28 protein-coding genes are annotated in these 20,263 nt (G+C 62.9%); 13 read left to right on the top strand and 15 right to left on the bottom strand.

All coding sequences use genetic code 11. The features are described 5' to 3' along the window. From LB523_RS00575 to LB523_RS00565, 3 genes are read left to right on the top strand one after another with little or no spacing between them, the layout of a single operon-like run. Entirely contained in the window at positions 1–342 is a 342-nt protein-coding gene (locus LB523_RS00575) for a hypothetical protein (protein WP_095768540.1), read from the top strand. Further along, a complete protein-coding gene (locus tag LB523_RS00570) occupies positions 339–1,217 on the top strand; it encodes a cytochrome c oxidase assembly protein (protein ID WP_224600532.1) in 879 nt (292 codons plus the stop codon). Before LB523_RS00575 ends, LB523_RS00570 begins: the two co-directional genes overlap by 4 nt. After that, the gene (locus LB523_RS00565; RefSeq protein ID WP_224510172.1) at positions 1,198–1,614 is read left to right on the top strand and encodes a c-type cytochrome; all 417 of its coding nucleotides are present in this window, start codon (positions 1,198–1,200) and stop codon (positions 1,612–1,614) included. The genes LB523_RS00570 and LB523_RS00565 overlap by 20 nt, the downstream gene beginning before the upstream one ends. Here LB523_RS00565 and LB523_RS00560 read toward each other — a convergent pair whose 3' ends face one another. The 12 genes from LB523_RS00560 to LB523_RS00500 form a co-directional block, all read right to left on the bottom strand. Continuing rightward, positions 1,615–2,421 carry an ABC transporter permease gene (locus LB523_RS00560; protein ID WP_224600531.1) on the bottom strand — a complete coding sequence of 269 codons (807 nt, stop codon included), beginning with the start codon at positions 2,419–2,421 and terminating at the stop codon, positions 1,615–1,617. After that, positions 2,418–3,143 carry an ATP-binding cassette domain-containing protein gene (locus LB523_RS00555; protein ID WP_224600530.1) on the bottom strand — a complete coding sequence of 242 codons (726 nt, stop codon included), beginning with the start codon at positions 3,141–3,143 and terminating at the stop codon, positions 2,418–2,420. Before LB523_RS00555 ends, LB523_RS00560 begins: the two co-directional genes overlap by 4 nt. After that, on the bottom strand, positions 3,140–4,102 hold the full coding sequence (locus LB523_RS00550; RefSeq protein WP_224600529.1) for a PQQ-dependent catabolism-associated beta-propeller protein: 963 nt from the start codon (positions 4,100–4,102) through the stop codon (positions 3,140–3,142). The genes LB523_RS00555 and LB523_RS00550 overlap by 4 nt, the downstream gene beginning before the upstream one ends. Next, positions 4,090–5,310, bottom strand: coding sequence for an ABC transporter substrate-binding protein (locus tag LB523_RS00545; RefSeq protein WP_224600528.1), 1,221 nt, complete (start codon positions 5,308–5,310; stop codon positions 4,090–4,092). The genes LB523_RS00550 and LB523_RS00545 overlap by 13 nt, the downstream gene beginning before the upstream one ends. Positions 5,311–5,492: 182 nt before the next feature. Continuing rightward, a complete protein-coding gene (locus LB523_RS00540) occupies positions 5,493–6,002 on the bottom strand; it encodes a ferritin-like domain-containing protein (RefSeq protein ID WP_095768533.1) in 510 nt (169 codons plus the stop codon). Between the two features lie 75 nt (positions 6,003–6,077). Next, positions 6,078–6,911, bottom strand: a complete 834-nt coding sequence (locus LB523_RS00535; RefSeq protein WP_224600527.1) for a DUF3618 domain-containing protein — start codon at positions 6,909–6,911, stop codon at positions 6,078–6,080. After that, positions 6,908–7,300: a phage holin family protein gene (locus LB523_RS00530; RefSeq protein WP_095768531.1), complete on the bottom strand. Its 393-nt coding sequence runs from the start codon at positions 7,298–7,300 to the stop codon at positions 6,908–6,910. The genes LB523_RS00535 and LB523_RS00530 overlap by 4 nt, the downstream gene beginning before the upstream one ends. After that, positions 7,297–7,911 (bottom strand): hypothetical protein, encoded by a 615-nt coding sequence (locus LB523_RS00525; protein WP_224600526.1) that lies wholly within the window; start codon positions 7,909–7,911, stop codon positions 7,297–7,299. Before LB523_RS00525 ends, LB523_RS00530 begins: the two co-directional genes overlap by 4 nt. A 161-nt stretch (positions 7,912–8,072) precedes the next feature. Continuing rightward, on the bottom strand, positions 8,073–8,528 hold the full coding sequence (locus LB523_RS29430; protein WP_224600525.1) for a hypothetical protein: 456 nt from the start codon (positions 8,526–8,528) through the stop codon (positions 8,073–8,075). Next, positions 8,525–8,950: a hypothetical protein gene (locus LB523_RS00515; RefSeq protein ID WP_224600524.1), complete on the bottom strand. Its 426-nt coding sequence runs from the start codon at positions 8,948–8,950 to the stop codon at positions 8,525–8,527. The genes LB523_RS29430 and LB523_RS00515 overlap by 4 nt, the downstream gene beginning before the upstream one ends. 242 nt (positions 8,951–9,192) lie before the next feature. After that, positions 9,193–10,140, bottom strand: a complete 948-nt coding sequence (locus tag LB523_RS00505) for an alpha/beta fold hydrolase (protein ID WP_224600523.1) — start codon at positions 10,138–10,140, stop codon at positions 9,193–9,195. Positions 10,141–10,230: 90 nt separating this feature from the next. Then, the gene (locus tag LB523_RS00500) at positions 10,231–10,476 is read right to left on the bottom strand and encodes a hypothetical protein (RefSeq protein WP_095768528.1); all 246 of its coding nucleotides are present in this window, start codon (positions 10,474–10,476) and stop codon (positions 10,231–10,233) included. Positions 10,477–10,713: 237 nt separating this feature from the next. On the opposite strand from LB523_RS00500, the gene LB523_RS00495 reads away from it, so the two are divergent. Further along, on the top strand, positions 10,714–10,908 hold the full coding sequence (locus tag LB523_RS00495; RefSeq protein WP_140839317.1) for a hypothetical protein: 195 nt from the start codon (positions 10,714–10,716) through the stop codon (positions 10,906–10,908). Between the two features lies 1 nt (position 10,909). Here LB523_RS00495 and LB523_RS00490 read toward each other — a convergent pair whose 3' ends face one another. Further along, positions 10,910–11,236: a DUF768 domain-containing protein gene (locus LB523_RS00490; protein WP_095768527.1), complete on the bottom strand. Its 327-nt coding sequence runs from the start codon at positions 11,234–11,236 to the stop codon at positions 10,910–10,912. A 236-nt stretch (positions 11,237–11,472) separates the two neighbouring features. On the opposite strand from LB523_RS00490, the gene LB523_RS00485 reads away from it, so the two are divergent. The 7 genes from LB523_RS00485 to pqqE all read left to right on the top strand — a co-directional run bounded on the left by LB523_RS00485 (position 11,473) and on the right by pqqE (position 15,866). Next, the gene (locus tag LB523_RS00485) at positions 11,473–11,802 is read left to right on the top strand and encodes a low affinity iron permease family protein (RefSeq protein WP_095768526.1); all 330 of its coding nucleotides are present in this window, start codon (positions 11,473–11,475) and stop codon (positions 11,800–11,802) included. 144 nt (positions 11,803–11,946) lie between these two features. Beyond that, the gene (locus tag LB523_RS00480) at positions 11,947–12,465 is read left to right on the top strand and encodes a ferritin-like domain-containing protein (RefSeq protein WP_095768525.1); all 519 of its coding nucleotides are present in this window, start codon (positions 11,947–11,949) and stop codon (positions 12,463–12,465) included. Between the two features lie 59 nt (positions 12,466–12,524). Further along, positions 12,525–12,620, top strand: coding sequence for a pyrroloquinoline quinone precursor peptide PqqA (locus tag LB523_RS00475; RefSeq protein ID WP_108702850.1), 96 nt, complete (start codon positions 12,525–12,527; stop codon positions 12,618–12,620). 126 nt (positions 12,621–12,746) lie between these two features. Beyond that, on the top strand, positions 12,747–13,685 hold the full coding sequence (pqqB, locus tag LB523_RS00470) for a pyrroloquinoline quinone biosynthesis protein PqqB (protein WP_224600522.1): 939 nt from the start codon (positions 12,747–12,749) through the stop codon (positions 13,683–13,685). Further along, complete coding sequence (gene pqqC, locus LB523_RS00465; RefSeq protein WP_224600521.1) at positions 13,682–14,440, top strand: pyrroloquinoline-quinone synthase PqqC; 759 nt, start codon at positions 13,682–13,684, stop codon at positions 14,438–14,440. The genes pqqB and pqqC overlap by 4 nt, the downstream gene beginning before the upstream one ends. A gap of 23 nt (positions 14,441–14,463) precedes the next feature. Continuing rightward, positions 14,464–14,733 (top strand): pyrroloquinoline quinone biosynthesis peptide chaperone PqqD, encoded by a 270-nt coding sequence (gene pqqD / locus LB523_RS00460; RefSeq protein ID WP_224600520.1) that lies wholly within the window; start codon positions 14,464–14,466, stop codon positions 14,731–14,733. Further along, complete coding sequence (gene pqqE / locus LB523_RS00455) at positions 14,730–15,866, top strand: pyrroloquinoline quinone biosynthesis protein PqqE (RefSeq protein WP_224600519.1); 1,137 nt, start codon at positions 14,730–14,732, stop codon at positions 15,864–15,866. The genes pqqD and pqqE overlap by 4 nt, the downstream gene beginning before the upstream one ends. 59 nt (positions 15,867–15,925) lie before the next feature. Here pqqE and LB523_RS29425 read toward each other — a convergent pair whose 3' ends face one another. Continuing rightward, positions 15,926–16,180: a DUF6894 family protein gene (locus LB523_RS29425; protein WP_095768520.1), complete on the bottom strand. Its 255-nt coding sequence runs from the start codon at positions 16,178–16,180 to the stop codon at positions 15,926–15,928. Positions 16,181–16,540: 360 nt separating this feature from the next. Then, the gene (locus tag LB523_RS00445; protein WP_224600518.1) at positions 16,541–17,641 is read right to left on the bottom strand and encodes a mandelate racemase/muconate lactonizing enzyme family protein; all 1,101 of its coding nucleotides are present in this window, start codon (positions 17,639–17,641) and stop codon (positions 16,541–16,543) included. Positions 17,642–17,875: 234 nt separating this feature from the next. Here LB523_RS00445 and LB523_RS00440 point away from each other — a divergent pair, with 234 nt between their 5' ends. Together LB523_RS00440 and LB523_RS00435 are read left to right on the top strand one after the other, a co-directional pair. Further along, positions 17,876–18,544 carry an FCD domain-containing protein gene (locus LB523_RS00440; RefSeq protein WP_224600517.1) on the top strand — a complete coding sequence of 223 codons (669 nt, stop codon included), beginning with the start codon at positions 17,876–17,878 and terminating at the stop codon, positions 18,542–18,544. 24 nt (positions 18,545–18,568) lie between these two features. Further along, positions 18,569–20,230 (top strand): GMC family oxidoreductase, encoded by a 1,662-nt coding sequence (locus tag LB523_RS00435; RefSeq protein WP_224600516.1) that lies wholly within the window; start codon positions 18,569–18,571, stop codon positions 20,228–20,230. Positions 20,231–20,263: the final 33 nt, after the last annotated feature.

Genomic DNA, 20,263 nt, shown 5'->3' with positions numbered 1-20,263 from the left:
ATGCGCGCGCTGCGGCTGGGCACGTCCTGGGGAGGTTTGTTGTCGGGGCCTTTGGCCTGGGCAATCTCGACGCAGCTGAACTATTCGCTCGTGCACTGGCAGTGCAATCGCCAGGTTCAGGTCGTGCTCCCGGTGGCGCTGTTGCTCGCGCTGTTTTCGCTGCTCGGCGGCGCGCTATCATGGCGGGCGAAGCGGCAAGGCGGCGCCGCCTTCAAGCCTGAGCGCACGCGCAGCACCGAGCGTTTCGTCGCCGATCTCGGCATGCTCGCGGCGCTGCTGTTCGCCCTCGTCATCCTCATGCAGGGCAGCGCCGCGCTTATCCTCGACGAGTGCCTGCGATGAGCCTTGAGGCCTTCTTTTCGACCTCGATCTGCTATGGCGCCGACGCGCCCGAGGCCGGATGGACGTTGGCGTTTCCCATCACGCTTCCCTTGGCTGGACTCGCGCTCATCTATGGGATCGGCGCAAGGCGGCTATGGCGCCGCAGCGGCCGGGGCCGACCGGAGCGGCTACGACAGGCTCTGTTGTTCGCGGCCGGTTGGGGCGTGTTGACCGGAGCGCTGGTCAGCCCGATACACGCGCTCGGCGAGCGCGTGTTCTCAGCCCACATGATCGAGCACGAGTTGCTGATGGCCGTAGCGGCGCCGCTCCTTATCGCCGCCTGCCCCGGCGCGGCCTTGATGTGGGCATTGCCGGCCAAACTTCGCCGAGGGACAGGAAAGCTCACCCACGGCAAGGTGCTGCAGGCGCTCTGGGCCCTCGCCGCGCGCCCGCTCAACGCGACAGTCATTCATGGGGTAACGATCTGGATCTGGCACATTCCCAGCCTGTTCGAGGCAGCACTTCAGCAGGGCGTACTGCATTATGCGCAGCACGCGAGCTTCCTCGGCACCGCCTTGCTGTTCTGGTGGGCGCTTCTGCCGCGCTCTGGTCGACAGCAAACCTGTGGCAGCTCCGTCATGCATCTTTTCTTCACCTCGCTGCATACCGGCCTGCTCGGCGTTCTGTTGCTGTTATCGCCAAAACTCTGGTATCCGGCGAATGCCTCCGGCGCGGCGATCTGGGGCCTGAGCCCGATCGAGGACCAGCAGCTCGCCGGGCTAGCAATGTGGGTTCCGGCCGGTTTGATCTATGGCGGAGCGGCCTTGCTGCTCGCCGGCCTTTGGATAAGCAACAGTGGAACCAGGGAGGCAACGCATGCGCTCCGACCTGGCTAGGCTGATCGGCGGCGCCCTTGCCGCGATCCTCCTGCTGGCCGCGGCAGTCGGCGCGGCGGCCTTATGGACCGACCGGCGCGAGCGCGTCCGGCACGAGTCGGATGTGGCGACCGGCGGCGTGGGCGCACGCGCCATTCCGATCATGACCGCGAATGGCTGTTCCGGCTGCCATACGATTCCCGGCGTGCCGGGAGCGCAAGGCCAGGTCGGGCCGCGCCTCGACGGCAGCCTAGCCGGCCGTGTCTATATCGGCGGCGTTCTGGCAAACAATCCGGAGAACCTGATCCGCTGGATCCGGTCGGCAAGGGAAATCAACCCGCATACCGCCATGCCGTCGACAAGGATCACCGAGCAGCAGGCGCGCGATATCGCGGCCTATCTCTATGCCCTCAGATAATCAGCCTTCGCCGCCGCGCCGGGACCACAGGCCGCGGCCTGGATCGTAGCCGACCACCGCCGCCAGGAAGAATGCCCCAAGGCAGGCGACAACGACGAGCATGGAAACCACATCGAACCGCAGGTAGAGCGCGAAGCGGATCAGCTCGACCGCCGAGCTGAATGGGTTCCAGGCGGCGATCGTCGCCAGCACCGGGCCGGCTTCGGCGAGCCGCCAGATCGGATAGAGCGCCGTCGAGGCAAAGAACATCGGGAAAATGACGAAGTTCATCACGCCGGCGAAGTTCTCCATCTGGGTCGAGATCGAGGACACCAATAGGCCGAACGCACCGAGCATCAGACCCGACAGCACGAGCGCCGGAAACACGGCAACATAGCCCAGGATCGGCGGCCGCACGTCCCAGAAGCGCGCCACGAAAAGGAACAGGTAGACCAGCGGCAGGCCGACGATCACGCTGGCCAGCAGGCGCGCGGCAAGCAGGTACCAGCGCGGCAAAGGTGCCGTCAGCAGCAGGCGCATGCTGCCCATCTCGCGGTCGTAGACCATGGCCAGCGAGCTTGCCATGGCATGAAACAGCAGCATCATGGCCACCAGCCCGGGCACAACATAGACCTCGTAGAGGACATAAGTCTGGTAAGGCGGCGTGATCGACAGGCCCAGTACCGAGCGGAAGCCGGCGGCGAAGATCGCCAGCCAGACAAGCGGACGGACCATCGCGGAGAACAGGCGCGCGCGCTGCCGCAGCGTGCGCAGCATTTCCCGCTGCAAGATGCCGTGGAGCGCCCGCAATGCGTGATACGTCTTCATGGCGAACCCGTCAGCAAGGCGAATGCCTCCGCGATGCTTTCGACCCCAAGCTCGGGAGAGATGCGATCAGCGCGACCGGCCCAGCGCACCCTGCCCTGATCCAGCACGACGATGTCGTCATCGGCTCCCACTTCTTCGAGGAAATGCGTCGCCCACACAACGGCAATGCCGCGCTCGCGGCAAAGCTCTCTCACATGCCGCTCGAGCGCGCGCCGTCCGGGGACATCGAGCCCGGTGGTCGGCTCGTCGAGCAGCAGCAGGCGCGGACCATGCATCAGCGCCCTTGCGATCTCCACGCGTCGGCGCTGACCGCCGGACAGCGCGCGGGCGGGATGATCGATCCTGTCCAGCACTCCCAGGCGGCTGAGTTCCTCCCTGGAGCGCTGCTTGCTCAGGTCTGTAGGAAGCCCGTGCAGGGCCGCGTGGTAGCGCAGGTTCTCCCCCACCGTCAGGTCGAGATCGAGCGTCGGCAGTTGGAAAACGATGCCCATTTGCGCGAGCGTGGCGGATGGGTTCGCCTCCATCGCCTGGCCAAAGACATGCACAGATCCTGCCCGCGCGTGATAGAGACCAGTGATCAGCGAGAACAAAGTCGTCTTGCCGGCCCCGTTGCGTCCAAGCAGGACGCACATCCTCCCTTCAGCCACAGCGAACGAGACCCCCTGGAGAACCCGCCGGTTTCCGAAACTGTGGTCCAGATCCTCGACCGACAAGGCGTTCATGGGCCGATCACGACGCTCCATGGGCCGCGCCCCACCGGCAGCGATTTCACCACCTCCCGATTCTCCAGGTCAATGAAGGAGATATCGCCCGAGTTGCCGTTGGCGCTGATCAGGCGCTTCTGGTCGTCCGAGAGCGCAACATGCCATGGCCGCTGGCCGACAAGGTAGAGGCGCCGGACCGTCAGTGTCTTGGTATCGACCTCGGCAATCCTATTGGCCGGACCGAGCGCTACATAGGCGTTATCGCCGTCGCGCGACATCACGATACCGACCGCCTGCACGCCCTCGCGCCGAATACCCGGCACCTCGAACTCGACCTTGCCCGTTTGAGCGCGCGTCGCGGCGTCGAACACCGTGGCGGTGCCGCGGATTTCGGACGACACCCACAATTGCTTGCCGTCCGGCGAGAACGTCGCCGCGCGCGGCCGCGTGTCGATGAGCAGATTGTCGATGAGCTCGAGCGTGGCGGCATCGATAAGATGGACCATGCTCGTGGTCTCGGAGGTGCAGGCGACCGTGCGGCCGTCGGCACTAACCGCCATCCCTTCGGGCTCCACCCCGACGTCGACGGTGCCGATAACCTTGGCCGCAGCGATATCCACGATCGAAACCAGATTGTCGTTCTCATTGGCCACAAAGAGCCGTTTGCCATCCGGGTGGGCGATGAAGAATTCCGGATCGGCGCCGGAAGGCAATCGACCGACCACCTGCCGCTTGGCGAGATCGACCATGTCGATGCGGTTATCGTCGCCTTCGGCAACGAACAGCGTCTTCTTGTCGATCGAAAGCGCCATTCCGCGCGGACGCCGGCCGACTTCGATCGTGTCCTGAAGGGTCATGGTCGCCCCGTCGACGACCGCGACGGTGTTGTCCTGCTCGTTGGAAACGTAAATCGTCTCTGCCCAGGCGGAAGGAGCGAGGATCAACATCGAAAGGACGAGCGCGATCAGAACTTGCACGTGCTCTCCTCCAGATCGATGCCCAGAGTGTCCAGCGTCGTACGCTGGTGAAGGAAGCCCGGCTGTGGCGAACTCGAGACGAGCAGGCGAGGGCCAGCGATAAGGATGGGCTGGCGCATCTGCCCGTCCCACGGACGGAAACTCAGCCCCTGTCCCTTGAAGCCGGCGAGAAGGAAATCGTCGCTGCGCAGATAGTTTCCGATCGCGGTCGGATCGAGACTGTGCAGCCGCGTTGCCGCCTCGCCAACGCTTCTGACGGCAAGCCAGGCGGCGTAGTCGCTGGGCAGCATCCAGCGCCCGGCCAGCTTGTGGAAGCGATCCTGGAGCTGCGTGGCGCCCCACTCCTCGTTGACCGCACTCCAGCCGGTTGCGACCAGCCCTTGCGTCCCGGCCACCGGCCTCGGAAGAGCGGTGCGCCCCTCGAGATAGGCGCCGAATTCATCGGCTTCGTCGGCTGCGACCAGAACATCATAGTCGCTGACTTGCGTGGCGGCGGGGATCTCGGTCTGCAGCGTGACGTGCCCCGTGTCCGCGCGGCCATTGGCGGGACGGAACGTCCAGGGCTGGTCGACGGTGATTTCCGCTCCGAAGCGCGTCGCGGCGCGCCGGAAGGCAGCCGCCATCGCCTGATCCTGCGGATGCGGGCCGACCAGCAGGAACCAGTGCTGCCAGCGTTTCCAGATCAGATATTGCGCCAGGGCGTCGGCGAGCATGGCGTGGCTCGGAATTGTATGCAGCACGTTGCTGCGGCAATCCTCCTGACGCAGGCGATCATCGGGCGCGCGGCTGTTGAACAGCGTCATCCGCTCGGCGCCAGGAGCTGCGCTCGCCTGCAGCAATTGGAGGGCATCCAGATCGGCAACCACAAAGCTGATGCGGGCGGCGGCGAATTCCTTGATTGCTTCGGCTGGCGTCTCGCCGGGCTTGAGGATGACTTGCTGCAACCGGAATTGCTGGCCGAGAAAGCGGCCGGTGCTGGCATCGTCGGCGATGCCGAGCCGGGCACCTTGCAGGCCGTCGTCGGTGACGACCTCGTCCAGCGGCCCGAGGGGCAGAGGTGGTTTGCGCATTTCGCCGAGATAGCCGATCACCAACGTCTGCGGCTCGGCCAGACCGGGCAGGGCGATGGCGAGCAGCATGAGAAACGTCAGCGCCAGCCGCATCCGGCTCAGGTCGGGCAAGCCAAGTCGGATGTTCAATATCGGCATGGGCACTCCAGGATGGGAGCGACCCTAATGTTTTGAAAGAAGGAATGTTCCTGGATTCATGCCAACCGGGCCCGCCCCATTAAACCATCGGGGCGGGCCCAGCCTTCGACCGGTAGAGGGAGGACCGACCGCGACCCTAACAGCTGGAAATGCGGATTGTTCCTGGCGGTGGTCTTTCCAAGTCAGCGTTTCGCGCTGTCGCTGTCGGCGTCCGCCCGCGTCAGGAACTTTTGCGTGACTTGCGGCAGGTTGCTCTTCAACCACTCGGCCATGGCTTCTTCTTCGCGCAGGTTCTGTTCGCAAACACGGGCAATCTCAGCCTCGCCCGCGGCGTTGGCCGCGGCGATGAGGATCGTATAGGACGCGATTTCCATGTGCTCGAACGTGTAGCTCGCCAGAGAGCCTTTCATGACTTCGTCGCCGGCGAAGACGCCGCTGATCGACTGCGCTGTAGCGGTCAGCTTGCCGCCTGCGTCTTTCAACATGGAGGAACCTTCATCGAGGCCATCTAGGCAGGTTTTCAGCCGCCTCGCCTGCTCTTTCGTCTCTTCCAGATGGCTGCGAATTCGCTCGCTGAGTTCAGGGTAGCTCTCAATCCGGCTCAATTGCCCCGACAGCATCGTCTCTGCCTGTTCCTCCATGGCGTGAGCGTCCCTCAGCCATTGGACAAGCCATTCGCGCGATTCAGCCATTGCGGTGTCTCCATCTATCTGACGCCGCCCGAACCGAGGGAGGCGCGCATTGTTCCTTGAATGTTGAAAAAGCGGCTACGATTTCCCGGACGAGGACGCGTCGGAATCGGAAAGTTTCTCGCGCACCGATTCGTCGGCCTTGTCGGCCGCGGCTTTGACGACCCCGCCGACCTTGTCGGCCAGCGTGCCCTCGCTCGACGCCTGCCGTCCGGCTTCGTCGCTTGCCGACTGGTAGGCTTCCGCCGCGACTTGCGTTGCGGTGTCGAGGCCTTCTTTCAAAGTGTCTTCCGCACTGTCCCGAAGCCTCTCGCGATAGGTGCCCAATCGCTCGTCCTCGACCTCTGTGTGGGGCAGCATGGCGCCGATGGCAGCTCCGATGGCGAGGCCGACGGCAGCCACTGCGAGAGGCTGGTCCTCAAGCAGACTATGTGCCGAGCGGCTGGCACTCGTTGCCATATCGGCCGCAGCCGCCGCCGAGCTCGCCAGTGTGTCGGCTGCGCTGCTTGCCAGGTTCGACACTGTGCCGGCCGCCCCGCTGGCCGCTTCGGCGACAGCGCCTGCCGCATCCGAGGCGGTCGAACCTATTCCAGCGCCGAACGCTCCATGATCGAGGCCAGGACCGCGCCGCGTCACACCATCGGTACCAGCCGGGGTGGCGGAGGCGCCGCTGCCCAACATCAGCCAGGCCAGGCCCGCGCCGATCACCGTCAGCGGCAATGGATTGTCCCGAACCTGGGCCTTCAGGTTGTGAAGCATTTCGGAGCCCGCGCCGCCTCTGAAATGCCCGGTGAATTCGTCAAAGAGCTGCCCGGGGGTCATCTTGTCGCGAATGGAGTCTGCGGTCGCCACCACTCTTGCGCGCGTGGCTTCCGCTTCGCGTTCGAGCTCTGCTGCGGATCTCTCGGTCATCTCGCTTGTTCCTTGATCACGTTCACGTCACGCTTGAGCTGTTCCTGTGTACGGTCCGGCGCGAGCTCGGAAGGCGCCATGCTCGCCATGCCGGTCCGCAACAGGATCACGCCAAGCACGGCCACGACCACGCCAACGAGCAAAGCGGACCACCCGGCGCCCAGACCAAGGCGGGCCAGAGCGATCACGAGCGCCTGCAACAAAACCAGCAGCGCAGCGAGCAGGCATATCGCGCCGCCCAGCACCTCGACGGCGCCTGCGCCAGCCTTGGTCGCGTTCTCCGAGATCTCCGCTCTTAGGAGCCTCGCCTCCGTTTGCACGAGCGTGCTCACCTGTTGCGCCAGATCGGCGACCAATGTGCCGAGACTTGGATTATCGTGAGTGCTCATTTCTTCAGCTCCGCTGCCTTGCCGGGTATGCCGCCGTCGGAACCCCAATTTGAGGGAGCGCTGTCCCGTCGTGCACTCCTTCCCAGGCCGGTTTGTCCGGAATGTCCAGACTTGGCCGCGGCCTGCGTCGGGCGGCGCGTGCTGGGCGGCGAAGCCTTCATGAAGCGGCCAAGTGCCAATCCCGCCAGAACCGAACCGGCAAGAAGCGCTCCAGGATTCTCGCGGCCAAAGGACTGAACGTCTTCGAGCACTTGTCCGAACGGCTTCTCCTTCAACGAGGAGGACAGCCGCTCCAGCCCGCTTGCGGCCTCCTGCATGAACTTCGAGGCCGCACTCTGGTCGCTGTTAGCCAAGTGATCGCTCGCGGCGCGCAGGGCGCCGCCGAAAGCGGCCAGGCTCGATCCGATATCGCGCTGCGTCTGCTCCGCTTTTTCGGAGACGGCCTGCTGGGCTTCGGCGGCATACGCTCCAGCCCTGCGGGCGACCTCGTCGCCGGCATCGTGGAGAGCTTCGCCGGCGCTTTGCGTTTCTTGCCGGATTCGGTCGGAAACTTCGTCCTTGGCTTTGGCAAAGTCGGCGGACTCAGGGCCCCGATCATTCTCGCGCTGCATGGTGCCTCCTAGTGAAAGCCGAGGAAGGAAAGCACTGCCAGCACGACGACGATCAGACCAATGAGATAGATGACACTGTTCATGGTGCAGCCTCCTCGATTTAGTTCGAACTTCCTGCCGGCTACGATGTTCCCCTGGACGAGCAGCTTTTTAGCGAGTTCTCATTTGCCCATGGGCTTTGCCTTCAAAGCGGCAAGCTTCTCGTCTGGGCAAAGCAGCCTGGGGCGTGTCGGATCGGAAATATCGATCTTGTCCCAGGGAATGCGATAAAGGCCCTCGCGGCGGCTCAGCGCGAAGAAGTCGAGCAATGCGGTGCCGACAGTCGACGCGGACAGTCGCTCGAACGCCGCGAAGATGCCGATATGGAATTCGGTGACGACGAGATCGTCACCATCCTGCTCTGCGATGATCTCCTCGATATAGCCGATGCTCTTGCCGCGCTCGGAGAATACAGGCCTGCCGGCAAGATGCTCGAGATTTACAGTCGCCATCCTCGCCCAGATGAGCTGGTAGCCGAACAATGCACCGGCCTGCGCCGCCGTCGCCATCGAGCCGACCTCCACGAAGCCGCCGACGCTGGTCACGACACCGAGTGAAATTTCGAGCAGCTTCTTCATTGCTGCTGCGCAAAATACTGGCGATAGGCCACAGCGAGATCGCCTTGCGCGGCCCGAAGCTCCTGTTGCGCCTGACCGACCTGGGCATCCTGTTCGGCCTCGACCGCGTCCTTGGCCCGCCTTGCCGCATTCGACAGCCGGGTAACAGCCGCTGCCAACGAATCTCGCTTTCCCCGGTCGGAGGGAGACGCCGATTCCACTTGCTGGCCGGCGGCGAGTGTCTCGGCGAAGGTTTGCAACGCAGAGGACGCATAATGGGACGGCGCGGCGCCGGAGAGCCAGGCGTCGCTCAACAGCACTGCCGCCTGCGCCGTCGAGGCCGCACGCTTCGATTGCTGGTCAATCGTTTTAGACGAGGAGCAAGAGGCAAGCGCCAGCAGGGGCAGGAAAGCCCGGCTCGGCCGGGCAACGGTGCGCGACATCTTCCCCTCGCTGCAATCGCATCAAATCCCGAAGATCAAGCCGCAGCCACGCGAAAGTTCCTCCGTGTTCGGGTTTTGCGCCGCCGATTGCCTGTTGCAGGGCGCGCGCGAAGATCGGGTTCGGCTTTTCCACCCTGACCGGGAATTGCAATTTCTTTGTCGGTAAAATACGTGGCTGGTTCTCCGTTGAAAGCCAGCCGAATCTCGGCCGTATTACGTTGTTCCGCGGACCGCGCACCTAATCATGTCGTGCGAGCCGATTGCTTCGCCATGTCACCAATGTTGGCAAGAGCCGCAACCTTGTCGATCATCGCTAGGATCACCTGCGGATTGCTTTGATGCACCATATGTCCCGCATCCAAAACGATTTCTACGAGCGAGTGGCTTATCTCTGATTGCAGCCGCAGCGCCTCGGCCTTGGCATCGAACAGCTGGTCGCCCGTGCCGGCAATTATCCCGACAGGGACGGCGATGTCGGCATATCGGCGATTTGGGAAGAGTGCCGATACCAGCATCAGAAAGGATTCAGCGGATATGGAGCGCAGCTGCGAGGGCCGGCTCGCCAATCCTCTTGTCATCGCCGCAAAAGGCATCGCGACCGTTGCCGGATGAAAAATCTGCTTCATCGCCCAATGCCAGTTCAGCCTGACCAGCGAAGGCAGCAAAGCGTGGCGCAGCACCGTCCCGAGCAGTGGAACCGCCGGCAGCGCAGAAATGGCAAGGGCCAGTCTCGGCGACGGGTAATGATACCCGGCGACGACAACGACGCCAGCTACCGACCGGCGATGCCGGCGCGCCATCTCGAGCGCCACCGCTGCACCCCAGGAATGGCCGACAACCATGTAGCGCCCGATGCCAAGTTTCGCGACCGCGGCATCGATGACGTCGGCCTGGGCAGCTGCGGTCCAAGGTCTGCCGGCCGGGCGTGGACTCATGCCGAAGCCGGGCCTGTCGAAGGCAAGTACGCGATATCTGGCGGCGGCTCTGCCGAAGATGCCGCTTGTCGTGAAGTCTTCCGCCGAGGCGCCATTGCCGTGCAACAGCAGAAGCGGTTGCCCATTGCCCGCCTCCAGGAAATGCAGCTTCGTTCCCCGGAGATGGATGAAGCGCCCGAGCGGACGTGCGGCCAACGCCCGTCGCGCAAGCTGGCCATTGTACAGGGACAAGCCAACCGCTGCCGCCGCAAGCAACAGAAGCAGGTTCTTCCTGAACTTTGCCGTCATCGTTGGAAATCAGGCGGTGTGGCGGAGCAGGCGACTTTACAGCCGCCCTGCTCGCTATCAGGCCGACCCTTTCTGAGGCAGCTCGGTCTCTTCCTCGACTTGGTCGCGCAGGCTCTGCTCGGCCTCCTTCTTATCAGCCCCGGCCGACGGCTTTTGCCGGGCGAGCTCGCGATCCACAATCTTGCGCGAGCCTTCAACCGGATCTTCCTGCGGCGAATCCCTGTCCGCTCCTGTTTGCTGGCCGGTCCGATCGCTGCTTGGGGTTGATCGCGCGGGATCGTCGTTTTGGCGGGGCTTCGTCATTGAGCACCTTCTCCGCTTTCATCGGATGTCTGCTGACTTCCGGGCAGGTTGGAAGCCGGCCAAACCTCTGTGGCCGGCCTTTGTTCCGTGGGCAGCGGGATCGACCTCGTTACTGCTCCGCAGCCGGGAGAAGCAACAGCCTCTTGCAACAAATGTGGTTGAGGCTGAACCGCTGCACTTCTACGAGTGCGGCAAGCGTCCGGTTGCGTCCTGCGTCCGCCTCGCGAGGAAGGAACCATGACGCGCCACTCTCAACTCAGTCTTTTGGAATTCGAAGCGCTAACGCAGGCAGCTTCGAAACTGTCGAAGGATCACGGCGGAACGCTGGAAAGCTTGGTGACCTCCCTGTTCGAAGCGCTGCGCGAAGGAGAGACTTGCCCAAAGACGGTTCTGGACGCGGTAATTTCGACGCTGACCAAGGAGAACCGCTAGACTAGACAGCCGGCTTGCCGGAGCCCTCGGCATCATCCTGTTCAGGCTCGACATCTTCCAGGGCATCGATGACAGGCGCCAGCGAATTCTCGTGATCAGCACTGGATTCCGACCCTCTGTTTTCCTCGCCGGCTTTGTCTAGTGCACGTTGGATGGCGTCCTCAATGTTGCCCACCTCCTGCTCGCGCACCTCGCGACCGTAGCCGGCGGCATCGGCGTCTTGCTCGAATTGCTGCGCCAGCATCGCAACGCTGATCTCGGTGTCGGTCGGCAAGTTGCCGACATTCTCTTCCAGCCAGCTTCGCAGGAATTCCTTTGTCGCGTTCATGGAGCACCTCCTCCTCGACGCGAGATAACTGGACGATGACGCCGATGTTCCGTAAATCCGAAACGGCGGGGAATGGGCGGATCGCTGCACGGTGGGGAGCTTGAACACTCTGGGGACACACTCGATGGCTTTCCACGGCGAGAGCGCTTGACACGAGGGGGACGTTCCCGCCTCGAGCTAGGTTCCAGCCCAACGTATCCAGCGGGAACCCGGCTTGCGCTCAGCCGTTCGCAGGCATGGCAACATTGCAGCTTCGAGAAGCGCTGACCAAAGTCGGCACACTGACGTCCCGACCGGCGGCCTTTTTGATTTTGGGCGGCTACACTCTTGCTTGGTACGTCTTCGAGCGGGAGACACTTGACTGGCACGGCGCCGCGACGCTGATCACCTGGGCAATGACGCTGTTTATTCAAAGGGCCGAGCATCGCGACACCCAAGCATTGCAGGCGAAACTCGATGAGCTGATCAAGGCGAACGACAAGGCTCGCAACGAGATCGCCGGAATGGACGACAAAGAGCCGGAGGAAATCGAGCGGATGCGCGATGTCGGACGAGTCGGAAGTTGACGTCTCCTCAACCGGACTGCCTTCGGAGCTAAGTCGTTGTGGGCACGGCGCCAGCGATGATGACACTCTTGTCGGAACTTCGGGTCCCCGGACGGATTAGGAAGAGTGCCGCAGGCGCATCCCTACACCCAAGGAGGACCTAAGATGCCGAAAAAAGCTTCGTCCGCGACCTCGAACGGCTTGGAAAGCCTGTTCCTGGACGGACTAAAAGACATTTATTACGCTGAAAAAAAGATCCTGAAGGCTTTGCCAAAGCTGGCGAAAGCAGCACAGTCCGAAAAGATAAGCGCCGCTTTCGAAAAGCACCTCAAGGAAACTGAAGACCAGGTGGACCGCCTGGAACAAGTCTTCGACATGCTCGGCAAGCCGGCCAGGGGCAAGACCTGCCCTGCTATCGACGGAATCATCGAGGAGGGCTCGGAAATCCTCGAAGAGTACAAGGACGAGCCGGCGCTTGACGCAGGGCTGGTTGGCGCCGCGCAAGCGGTCGAGCATTATGAAATCGCACGCTACGGCACGCTGATCGCATGGGCCGAACAGCTCGGTCTCAAGGATGCTCTTCCGCTGCTCCGACAAACGTTGAAGGAAGAATCGGCAACCGACGAGGCGCTCAACGCTCTTGGCGAGAGCGACGCCAATCAACGTGCTTTGCAGGCGGCCTAGCAAAGTGGACCACTTGGCCCTAACGGCCGTCGATCTTATGGTTGCAGAAGGAGAACTCGATGAAGAAGACCTGGAAGAAACCAACCATGTGTCAGGTGGCGGCGGGCTTTGAGATATCGCGATATCTGCCTGCTGAAATCCGGCCGAAAAAGTAGCCCGTGAATTTGCATGCCCTGCTCAACGGGGCATGCAATTCTTTGCGATATCAGAAGACGCGGACGCCAATCGACCGCAGCCGTAAAAGTGGCGCCGGTCAGTTGGCCCGCTGGGCATGCATTGCCATGCGCGTGAAGATCGTCGGATCGGCGGCGGGAGGCGGCTTTCCGCAGTGGAATTGCAATTACCGCCTGAGCCGCGCGGCTCGCAGGGGCATGCCCGGCGTGCGTTCGCGAACCCAATCATCCATCGCCGTATCGGCGGATGGGACAGGTTGGGTCCTCTTCAACGCGTCGCCCGACATCCGCCAGCAGATTGCGCAAGCGTCCGAGCTGCAGCCCGCGGCCGATGCACCGCTGCGCTCGACGCCTATCCGCGCGGTGGTGCTGACCAATGCCGACGTGGACCATATCGCCGGCCTGCTCAGCCTGCGTGAGCGGCAGCCTTTCGCGATCTATGCGACCGCGCAGGTGCTCGCGACACTGGCGGCCAATTCGATCTTCAATGTCCTTGATCCGGCGATCGTGCCACGGCGTCTCTTGGCGCCGACACAGGAGATGGCTATCTGCGGCGCGGACGGCCACCCGACCGGCGTGATCGTCCGCAGCTTTCCGGTGCCGGGCAAGATAGCGCTCTACCTCGAGCAAAGAGGCGATCCCGCCGCCGATTTCAGCTCGGACACCGGCGACACGATCGGCGTCCGCATCAGCGAGACCGGCGGTCGTGCCGCGGTTTTTTACATTCCGGGCTGCGCGCGCATCGATGCCGCGCTGCGCGCGCGCCTGGCCGGTGCTGCCTGCCTTCTGTTCGACGGCACCGTCTACACGGACGACGAGATGATCACGGCCGGCGTCGGCCAGAAAACCGGCGCGCGCATGGGGCACATCGCAATGTCCGGAGAAGCAGGTTCTATCGCCGGCCTGGCCGATGTGAAGATCGGTCGCCGTATCTTCATCCATATCAACAACACCAATCCTGTTCTGGACGAGAATTCCGCCGAACACGCGGCGGTCAAGGCGGCTGGCTGGGAAGTCGCCAGCGATGGCATGGAGCTTGAATTGTGAGCGATTTCCACGACGCGGCCCGAGGCGGACTGTCCAAGAACGAGCTCGAGGCCGTGCTGCGGCAGGTCGGCGACGAGCGCTATCATAACCGTCATCCTTTCCATCACAGGATGACCGGCGGCGCACTGTCGAAGGCCGAAATGCAAGCATGGGCGCTGAACCGTTATTGCTACCAGGCCGTCATTCCGCGCAAGGACGCCATGATCCTGGCGCGTGCCGAGGATCCGGCGTTTCGCGCCGCCTGGCGCAAGCGCATCGAAGACCATGACGGTGATGACGGCTGGAGCGGCGGCATCGCGCGCTGGCTGCACCTGGCGAGCTCTCTTGGGCTCGATGCCGAAGCCGTCAAGGGCGAAAAGCTGGCCCTGCCGGCGACCCGTTTCGCCGTCGGCGCCTATCTTTCCTTCTGCACGAACCATACGCTGCTCGAGGCGGTCGCGTCATCGCTGACCGAGATGTTCTCGCCGACGATCATTGGCGAGCGAGTGCCGGCGATGCTGGCCAGATACGACTACATCACCGAGGATACGCTGGCCTATTTCAGCCGGCGGCCCGAACAGGCATCGCGCGACGCCGATTTTGCCCTCGCCTATGTGCTGGCCCATGCCGACACGGCCGAACGCCAGCAGCAGGCGATCGATGCGCTGGTGTTCAAATGCGACATACTCTGGGCCATGCTCGATGCGCTCCAGCATGCTTACGGCGCGCCGGGAAACATACCGCCCGGCGCCTTCCGCCCAGCGGCGGCCTCATGACGGCACTACGGGAAAGAGCCATCGTGTCGTTGCGGTCGGCGCCATCGCTGCCCAGGCATGTGCGCATCCAGTACGATCCCGTGCGGCAGGCGTTCGCCGTGCTTTCGCCGGAGAAGGTATTCTGGCCGAACGAGATCAGTCTCGACATACTGCGCCGCTGCGACGGCCGGTCCACGGTCGAGCGCATCATCGCCGATCTTGCGGCCGACTATGACGCGGATCCGGAGGACGTGGCGGCCGACGTCATCGCCTTCCTGCAGGAATGGTGGGACAAGCTTTTGGTGAAGCTATGAACGCGCCCCTCCTGCCCCCGATCGGCATGCTGGCGGAACTGACGCATCGCTGCCCGCTGCAGTGCCCTTATTGCTCCAATCCGCTCGAGCTGCTGAAGGCCAACCACGAGCTCGACACGCAGACCTGGCTCGATCTGTTCTCGCAGGCCGCCGATCTCGGTGTCCTGCAGGTGCATCTTTCCGGCGGCGAGCCGACGCTCCGTCGCGACCTCGAGCAATTGATCGCCGGGCTTTCGGCGCGCGGCGTCTACACCAACCTCATCACCGCCGGCGTCGGCATTGCCGAGGGCCGCATCGAGGCCTTTGCCGAAGCCGGTCTCGACCACCTGCAACTAAGCTTCCAGGGCGCCCGTCCGGCGACCACCGACGGTATCGGCAACCACCGGGGCAGCCACGAGAAGAAGCTGGAGACGGCACGCTGCGCCCGCGCGGCCGGGCTGCCCCTCACCATCAATGCGCCGGTACATCGCCACAACATCGAGGAAGTGCCGGAATTCATCGATCTCGCCCTCTCCCTGGGTGCCGAACGGCTCGAGATCGCCAATGTTCAATATGCCGGCTGGGCCCTTGCGAACCGCGACCGGCTGATGCCCGACCGTACCGCGGTCGACCGGCAGGCCGACATCGTCGCGGCCGCTCAGGAAAGGCTAGCCGGCATCATGAACATCGACTTCGTCACGCCGGATTATTTCGCCATCTACCCGAAGCCATGCATGGGCGGATGGGCGCGCGACGCCTTCATGGTGGCTCCCGACGGCACCGTGTTGCCGTGCCATGCCGCCCAGACCATTCCCTCGCTGCGCTTCGAGTGCTTCGGAGACCGTAGCCTCGCCGAAATCTGGACCGACTCACCGGCATTCAACGCCTTCCGCGGCACCGACTGGATGCAGGAGCCGTGCCGAAGCTGCGAGCGGCGTGAGATCGATTGGGGCGGCTGCAGATGCCAGACGTTGGCGATTGTCGGCGATGCCGCTGCAACAGATCCGGTGTGCATCAAGTCGCCGATCCACAAGCGAATGGCGATGCTGACCGACGCCGCGCAGGCAGCGCCGGAGGGAAATGAAAGCTTCATTTTCCGGCGGATCGGCGCCACAACCCCACGTGACGCGCGCACTGATCATGGCCCCCGATGACGGCCCACCCAAGAATGTTCGGCGGCGGACCACTTCGACGCAACGTCCTATGACGCTTCTCACCGGCCAACCAGGTGCAAGAGCGGCAACGATTGTGAGACCGTGAGAGTTGCTGAATATATCGCCCTGCCGGTTTCATCATGGACCGAGATCGCCAGGGTCTCATCGACGTCGCTCTCAGCCATTTCGTCGACGGCGATGTCGTGCAGCGTCTTAAGCGCTTCTCGTCGCATGTCGCGCAGGCTGTCCAGTTCAACCCACGCATCGGCAAATCGCTGCCCGTTTCTCGTAACTTCGAAAACGTACCGTGGCATTCAGCCATTGTGAGCACTTCGGATGCCAGCGCATTTAAATTTGAGTGATCGCAATGAGCAGAGGGACGAGGTCTCGCAAAAAAGTTGATACCTTGCGCGTAGTAGCAGTCGGACATTTGCTTCATTGGCCAGGTGCTCCGCTTCGCCTGCGACAGCCCAATAGCGATATGTCATTCGCCTCTGCCGGGAGATCACTTGACCGGCCGCCGTGGACCCCCCACTCGCCGTTCGGCGGGTGCTGCTTATTCGCGGCGCGCTCCTTTTCCAGCGCGATAGCCTCTCGACGCTTCGAAGCGACCGTGGCTGGTCCGCTCGGCAAGCTGGCTCTTTCCGGCCAGGTCGGTCCGTTACCGATCTGGCTTAGACCCTCTCCTCAAAGCCATCCAGCTTACGCCAGTCAAAGCTGACACCAATGCCTGGCTCGTCTGGGGCGACTGCCAGCCCATCCTGCAGCCTGAGCGGACGAGTGGTGTACAGGTCGATGTCGAAACTGTGCGCCTCCACCCAACCAGCGTTTGATTGGCCTGCGACCAAACTGACATGTAGTTCCTGCATGCCGTGGCTGCACACCGGAATTCCAGCCTTGCGCGCAAGCTCGGCGACCCGCAACCAGCCTGTGATGCCGCCACAGTTCGACGCGTCTGGTTGGATGTAGGATAGCTTCGACCACGCGACGGCATGCTCGAACTCCTCGATCACATGCAGGTTCTCGCCCATGGCCAGCGGCATGCCCGTCGCCTCGGCAATGGCAGCGTAGCCCTGGTAATCGTCCGGTATGATGGGCTCCTCGAACCAGAGCAGCTCGTAAGGCGCGAATGCTTTCGCCGCTTCGATCGCCCGATGAATGTCGAGCGCGTAATTGGCGTCCACCATGAACGGGGTGTGCGGCCCGATGCGCTCGCGGATCGCCTTAACTCGGGCGACATCCTCCGCGAGGTCGTCTTTGCCGACCTTGATCTTCACGGCATTGAACCCGGCGGCGAGATAGGAGTCGATGCTCGCCAGCAACTGATCGAGGGAGAAGTTCAGGTCGATGCCGCCGCGATATGCCTTGGCCGTCTTGCCGGCCCTGCCTGCCATTTCCCAGAGTGGCCGGCCGATGCGCCGGCCCTGCAGATCCCAGAGCGCTATGTCGAGCGCAGAAATCGCAAAGGACGCGATGCCGCCGCGTCCAACATAATGGATGTGCCATAGCATCCCATCATGGAGCGCCTCGATGTCGGTCGCGTCCCGTCCTTTCAGGAACGGCGCCAGATCGTGCACGATCATGGCTCCGATCGCATGCCCACCTTTACCTCCAGTGTAGGTGTAACCAGTCCCTTCGCTGCCGTCCGCCAGCCTCAGGGTCGCTGTCACCAGCTCAAAATGCGTGTGAGCACCATGCTTGGCGTCGATCATTACTTCACGCAGCGGCACCCGGAAAAGCCGAACCTCTACGTCCGTGATTATTGTATCGCCCATTGCGAGGCTCTCATCGTCTGGCCTATTTTCGTCATACCATAATTGCACTCTATCGGGCTGATCGCAACCAGATCGGGGATCCACCGCGATTTGGTCCGATGATAACTCGCTGGGCCTTGTGCTTTGGTCCGATCTGCGCATTAATGACTGCGTGAAGTGGAGGACGGCTTGTTAAGTACATCACAGCATCTTGGAACGCGGGCCGCGAGCGGAGCTGCTCGCGCGGCAGACGCCATGGTGATTGGAATCGAAGCGGATATCGTCTCCGGCAAGCTCGGTGATGGCAGCTTCCTGCCGGCCGAGCGCGAGTTGATGGCCGAGTACGGGGTTGGCCGCGGCGTGGTGCGTGAAGCGGTCGCTCGCCTGGCAAGCCGCGGTTTTATCGAAGCGCGTCCACGCTTTCGCCCAGTGGTCCGCCGGCCGGGGCTGGACGCGGCGCTCGGCGCTTTGGAAGGTGTTGTCGGCCACCTGCTAAGCGCTCAGGCGGGAGTGAAAAACCTCTACGATACCCGGGTCTTTCTTGAAGCCGCTCTTGCGCGCAACGCCGCCATCCATGCGCGCAAGGACGACGTGGCCACGCTCAGATCAGCGCTCGAGATGAACGAGGCGGCGATACCGGATTCGGAAAAATTCTATGCCACCGACGTAGGATTTCACGCCGTGCTCTACCAGATTACGCGCAACCCGGTGATGCCCGCAGTGCACAAGGCCTTCACCGCGTGGCTGTCGCCGCATTGGATGCGCATGCCCCGATCGCCCGAGCGCAACCGCATCAATTTCCTGAGCCACCGCGAAATCTGCATGGCGATCATCGAGCGAGATCCGGATGGCGCCGAGCGGGCGCTGCTCAATCATCTTTCCGCGGCTTGGGAGTATGTCCGTGGCACATTTGAAATGTCGTGAGGGCCGGAGGGAGGACCGGCGAGAATGACGCAGACTTACGATCATATCGTGGTGGGCGGCGGAGCAGTGGGTTGCGTGGTTGCGGCGCGGCTGGTGAGGGCAGGACGGCGGGTCCTGCTTCTCGAAGCTGGGCATTCGCATCACCACCCGCTGCTCGATATGCCGCCGGGGATCTTCAAGATGATCAATGGCTCGAAGTTCATGCGCTATTACCGCACCGAGCCGCAGCAGCATCTGGACGGACGTCAACACGAAATCTCGCAAGGCAACGTGCTGGGCGGCGGCACCTCGGTCAACGCCCAGGTCTATATGCGCGGCCGTGCCTCGGACTATGACGAATGGGATGAGTTGCTGCGCGGCAACAATGCCGGCATCCGCTGGAACTGGCAGGCGGTGCTGCCCCACTTCACGGGCATGGAAGGCAACAACCGCCTCGGCGGCGAGTTGCATGGCAGCGAAGGACCGTTGCTTGTCTCCGATCCCGGTCACATTGACGACGTTTCGCGTTGGTTTGTACAGGCGGTCCAACGGCTCGGACTGCCCTACAATCATGACTTCAACGGGCCGTCGCAACGCGGAGTGGGCTTCTATCAGTTCATGAACCGGCGCGGGAAGCGTAGCAGCGCTGCCTATGCGTTTATCGAGCCATTGGCTAAGGATCCCAGGCTGACGCTGAGGCTGAATTCTCCCGCGAGGCAGTTGCTGATCCAGAACGAGCGCGCAAAGGGTGTAATCTACACTGACCAATCGGGAACCGAGCACGAGGCCTATGCGGACGGCGACGTGATCGTCTCGTCGGGCGCGCTGGTATCGCCGCAACTCCTTATGCTGTCAGGTATTGGCCCGGCCGAGGAACTTTCCAGACATGACATTGCCTGCGTCGTCGACCTTCCAGGCGTCGGCCAGAACCTGATCGACCATCCGGAAGTGCCGATCATTGCCACAGCAAACGGCCCGTATGGCTACTTTAAACAAGGCCAGGGTTGGCGGATGATCAAGAACGGCTTGCATTTCAAGCTGTTCGGCGCCGGTACGATCCTGTCCGCGGGAGTCGAGGCTGGGGCTTTTGTCAATCCGGCCGACCCGGATGGCGAACCGACGATCCAGGCGTTTTGCGTGCCCCATGTGTACCTGGACCGCGATATCCTGACCCTGGTCGAGAATACCTACGGCCTCACTGTGACGACCGTGGTCGTCAAGCCGAAGTCCCGTGGCTTCGTGAAGCTGCGTTCGGCAGATCCGAACGACATGCCGGTCGTCTCTCCGCACCTGCTCAAACATCAAGACGACATGAAGCAGATGATTGCCGGCCAGCGCTATTTCCTGAAGGCATTCCACGCGAAGCCGCTGGCGGATCGCATCAAGGCTGTAGCCGTCCCCCGGGAAGACGACCTCAGCGACGCGGCGCTCGAAAAGCACTGCAAGCGCTTCGTCAAAACGAATTACCATCCGGCCGGCACATGCCGCATGGGCCCGGACAGCGATCGAATGGCCGTTCTGGACGCGGCCATGCGGGTGCGCGGGATAGAGAACCTGCGCGTTGCCGACATGTCGGTGTGCCCTAACATCAACGCCGGCAACACGGCTGCACCCGCCATGATGCTGGGCGACCGCTGCGCCGATTTCATTTTGGAAGCGGGCGCAGTGACTCAATCGAGGGCGGAGTCTGCAAGCGAGCTGACCTAGCCCGCCATAGGCGAGGAATATTCAACGGCGTCA

Origin of the sequence: Mesorhizobium sp. ESP-6-4, from assembly GCF_020164735.1 — a bacterium.
Classification (GTDB): domain Bacteria; phylum Pseudomonadota; class Alphaproteobacteria; order Rhizobiales; family Rhizobiaceae; genus Mesorhizobium.
This window is presented reverse-complemented; position numbering and strand designations above follow the sequence as displayed.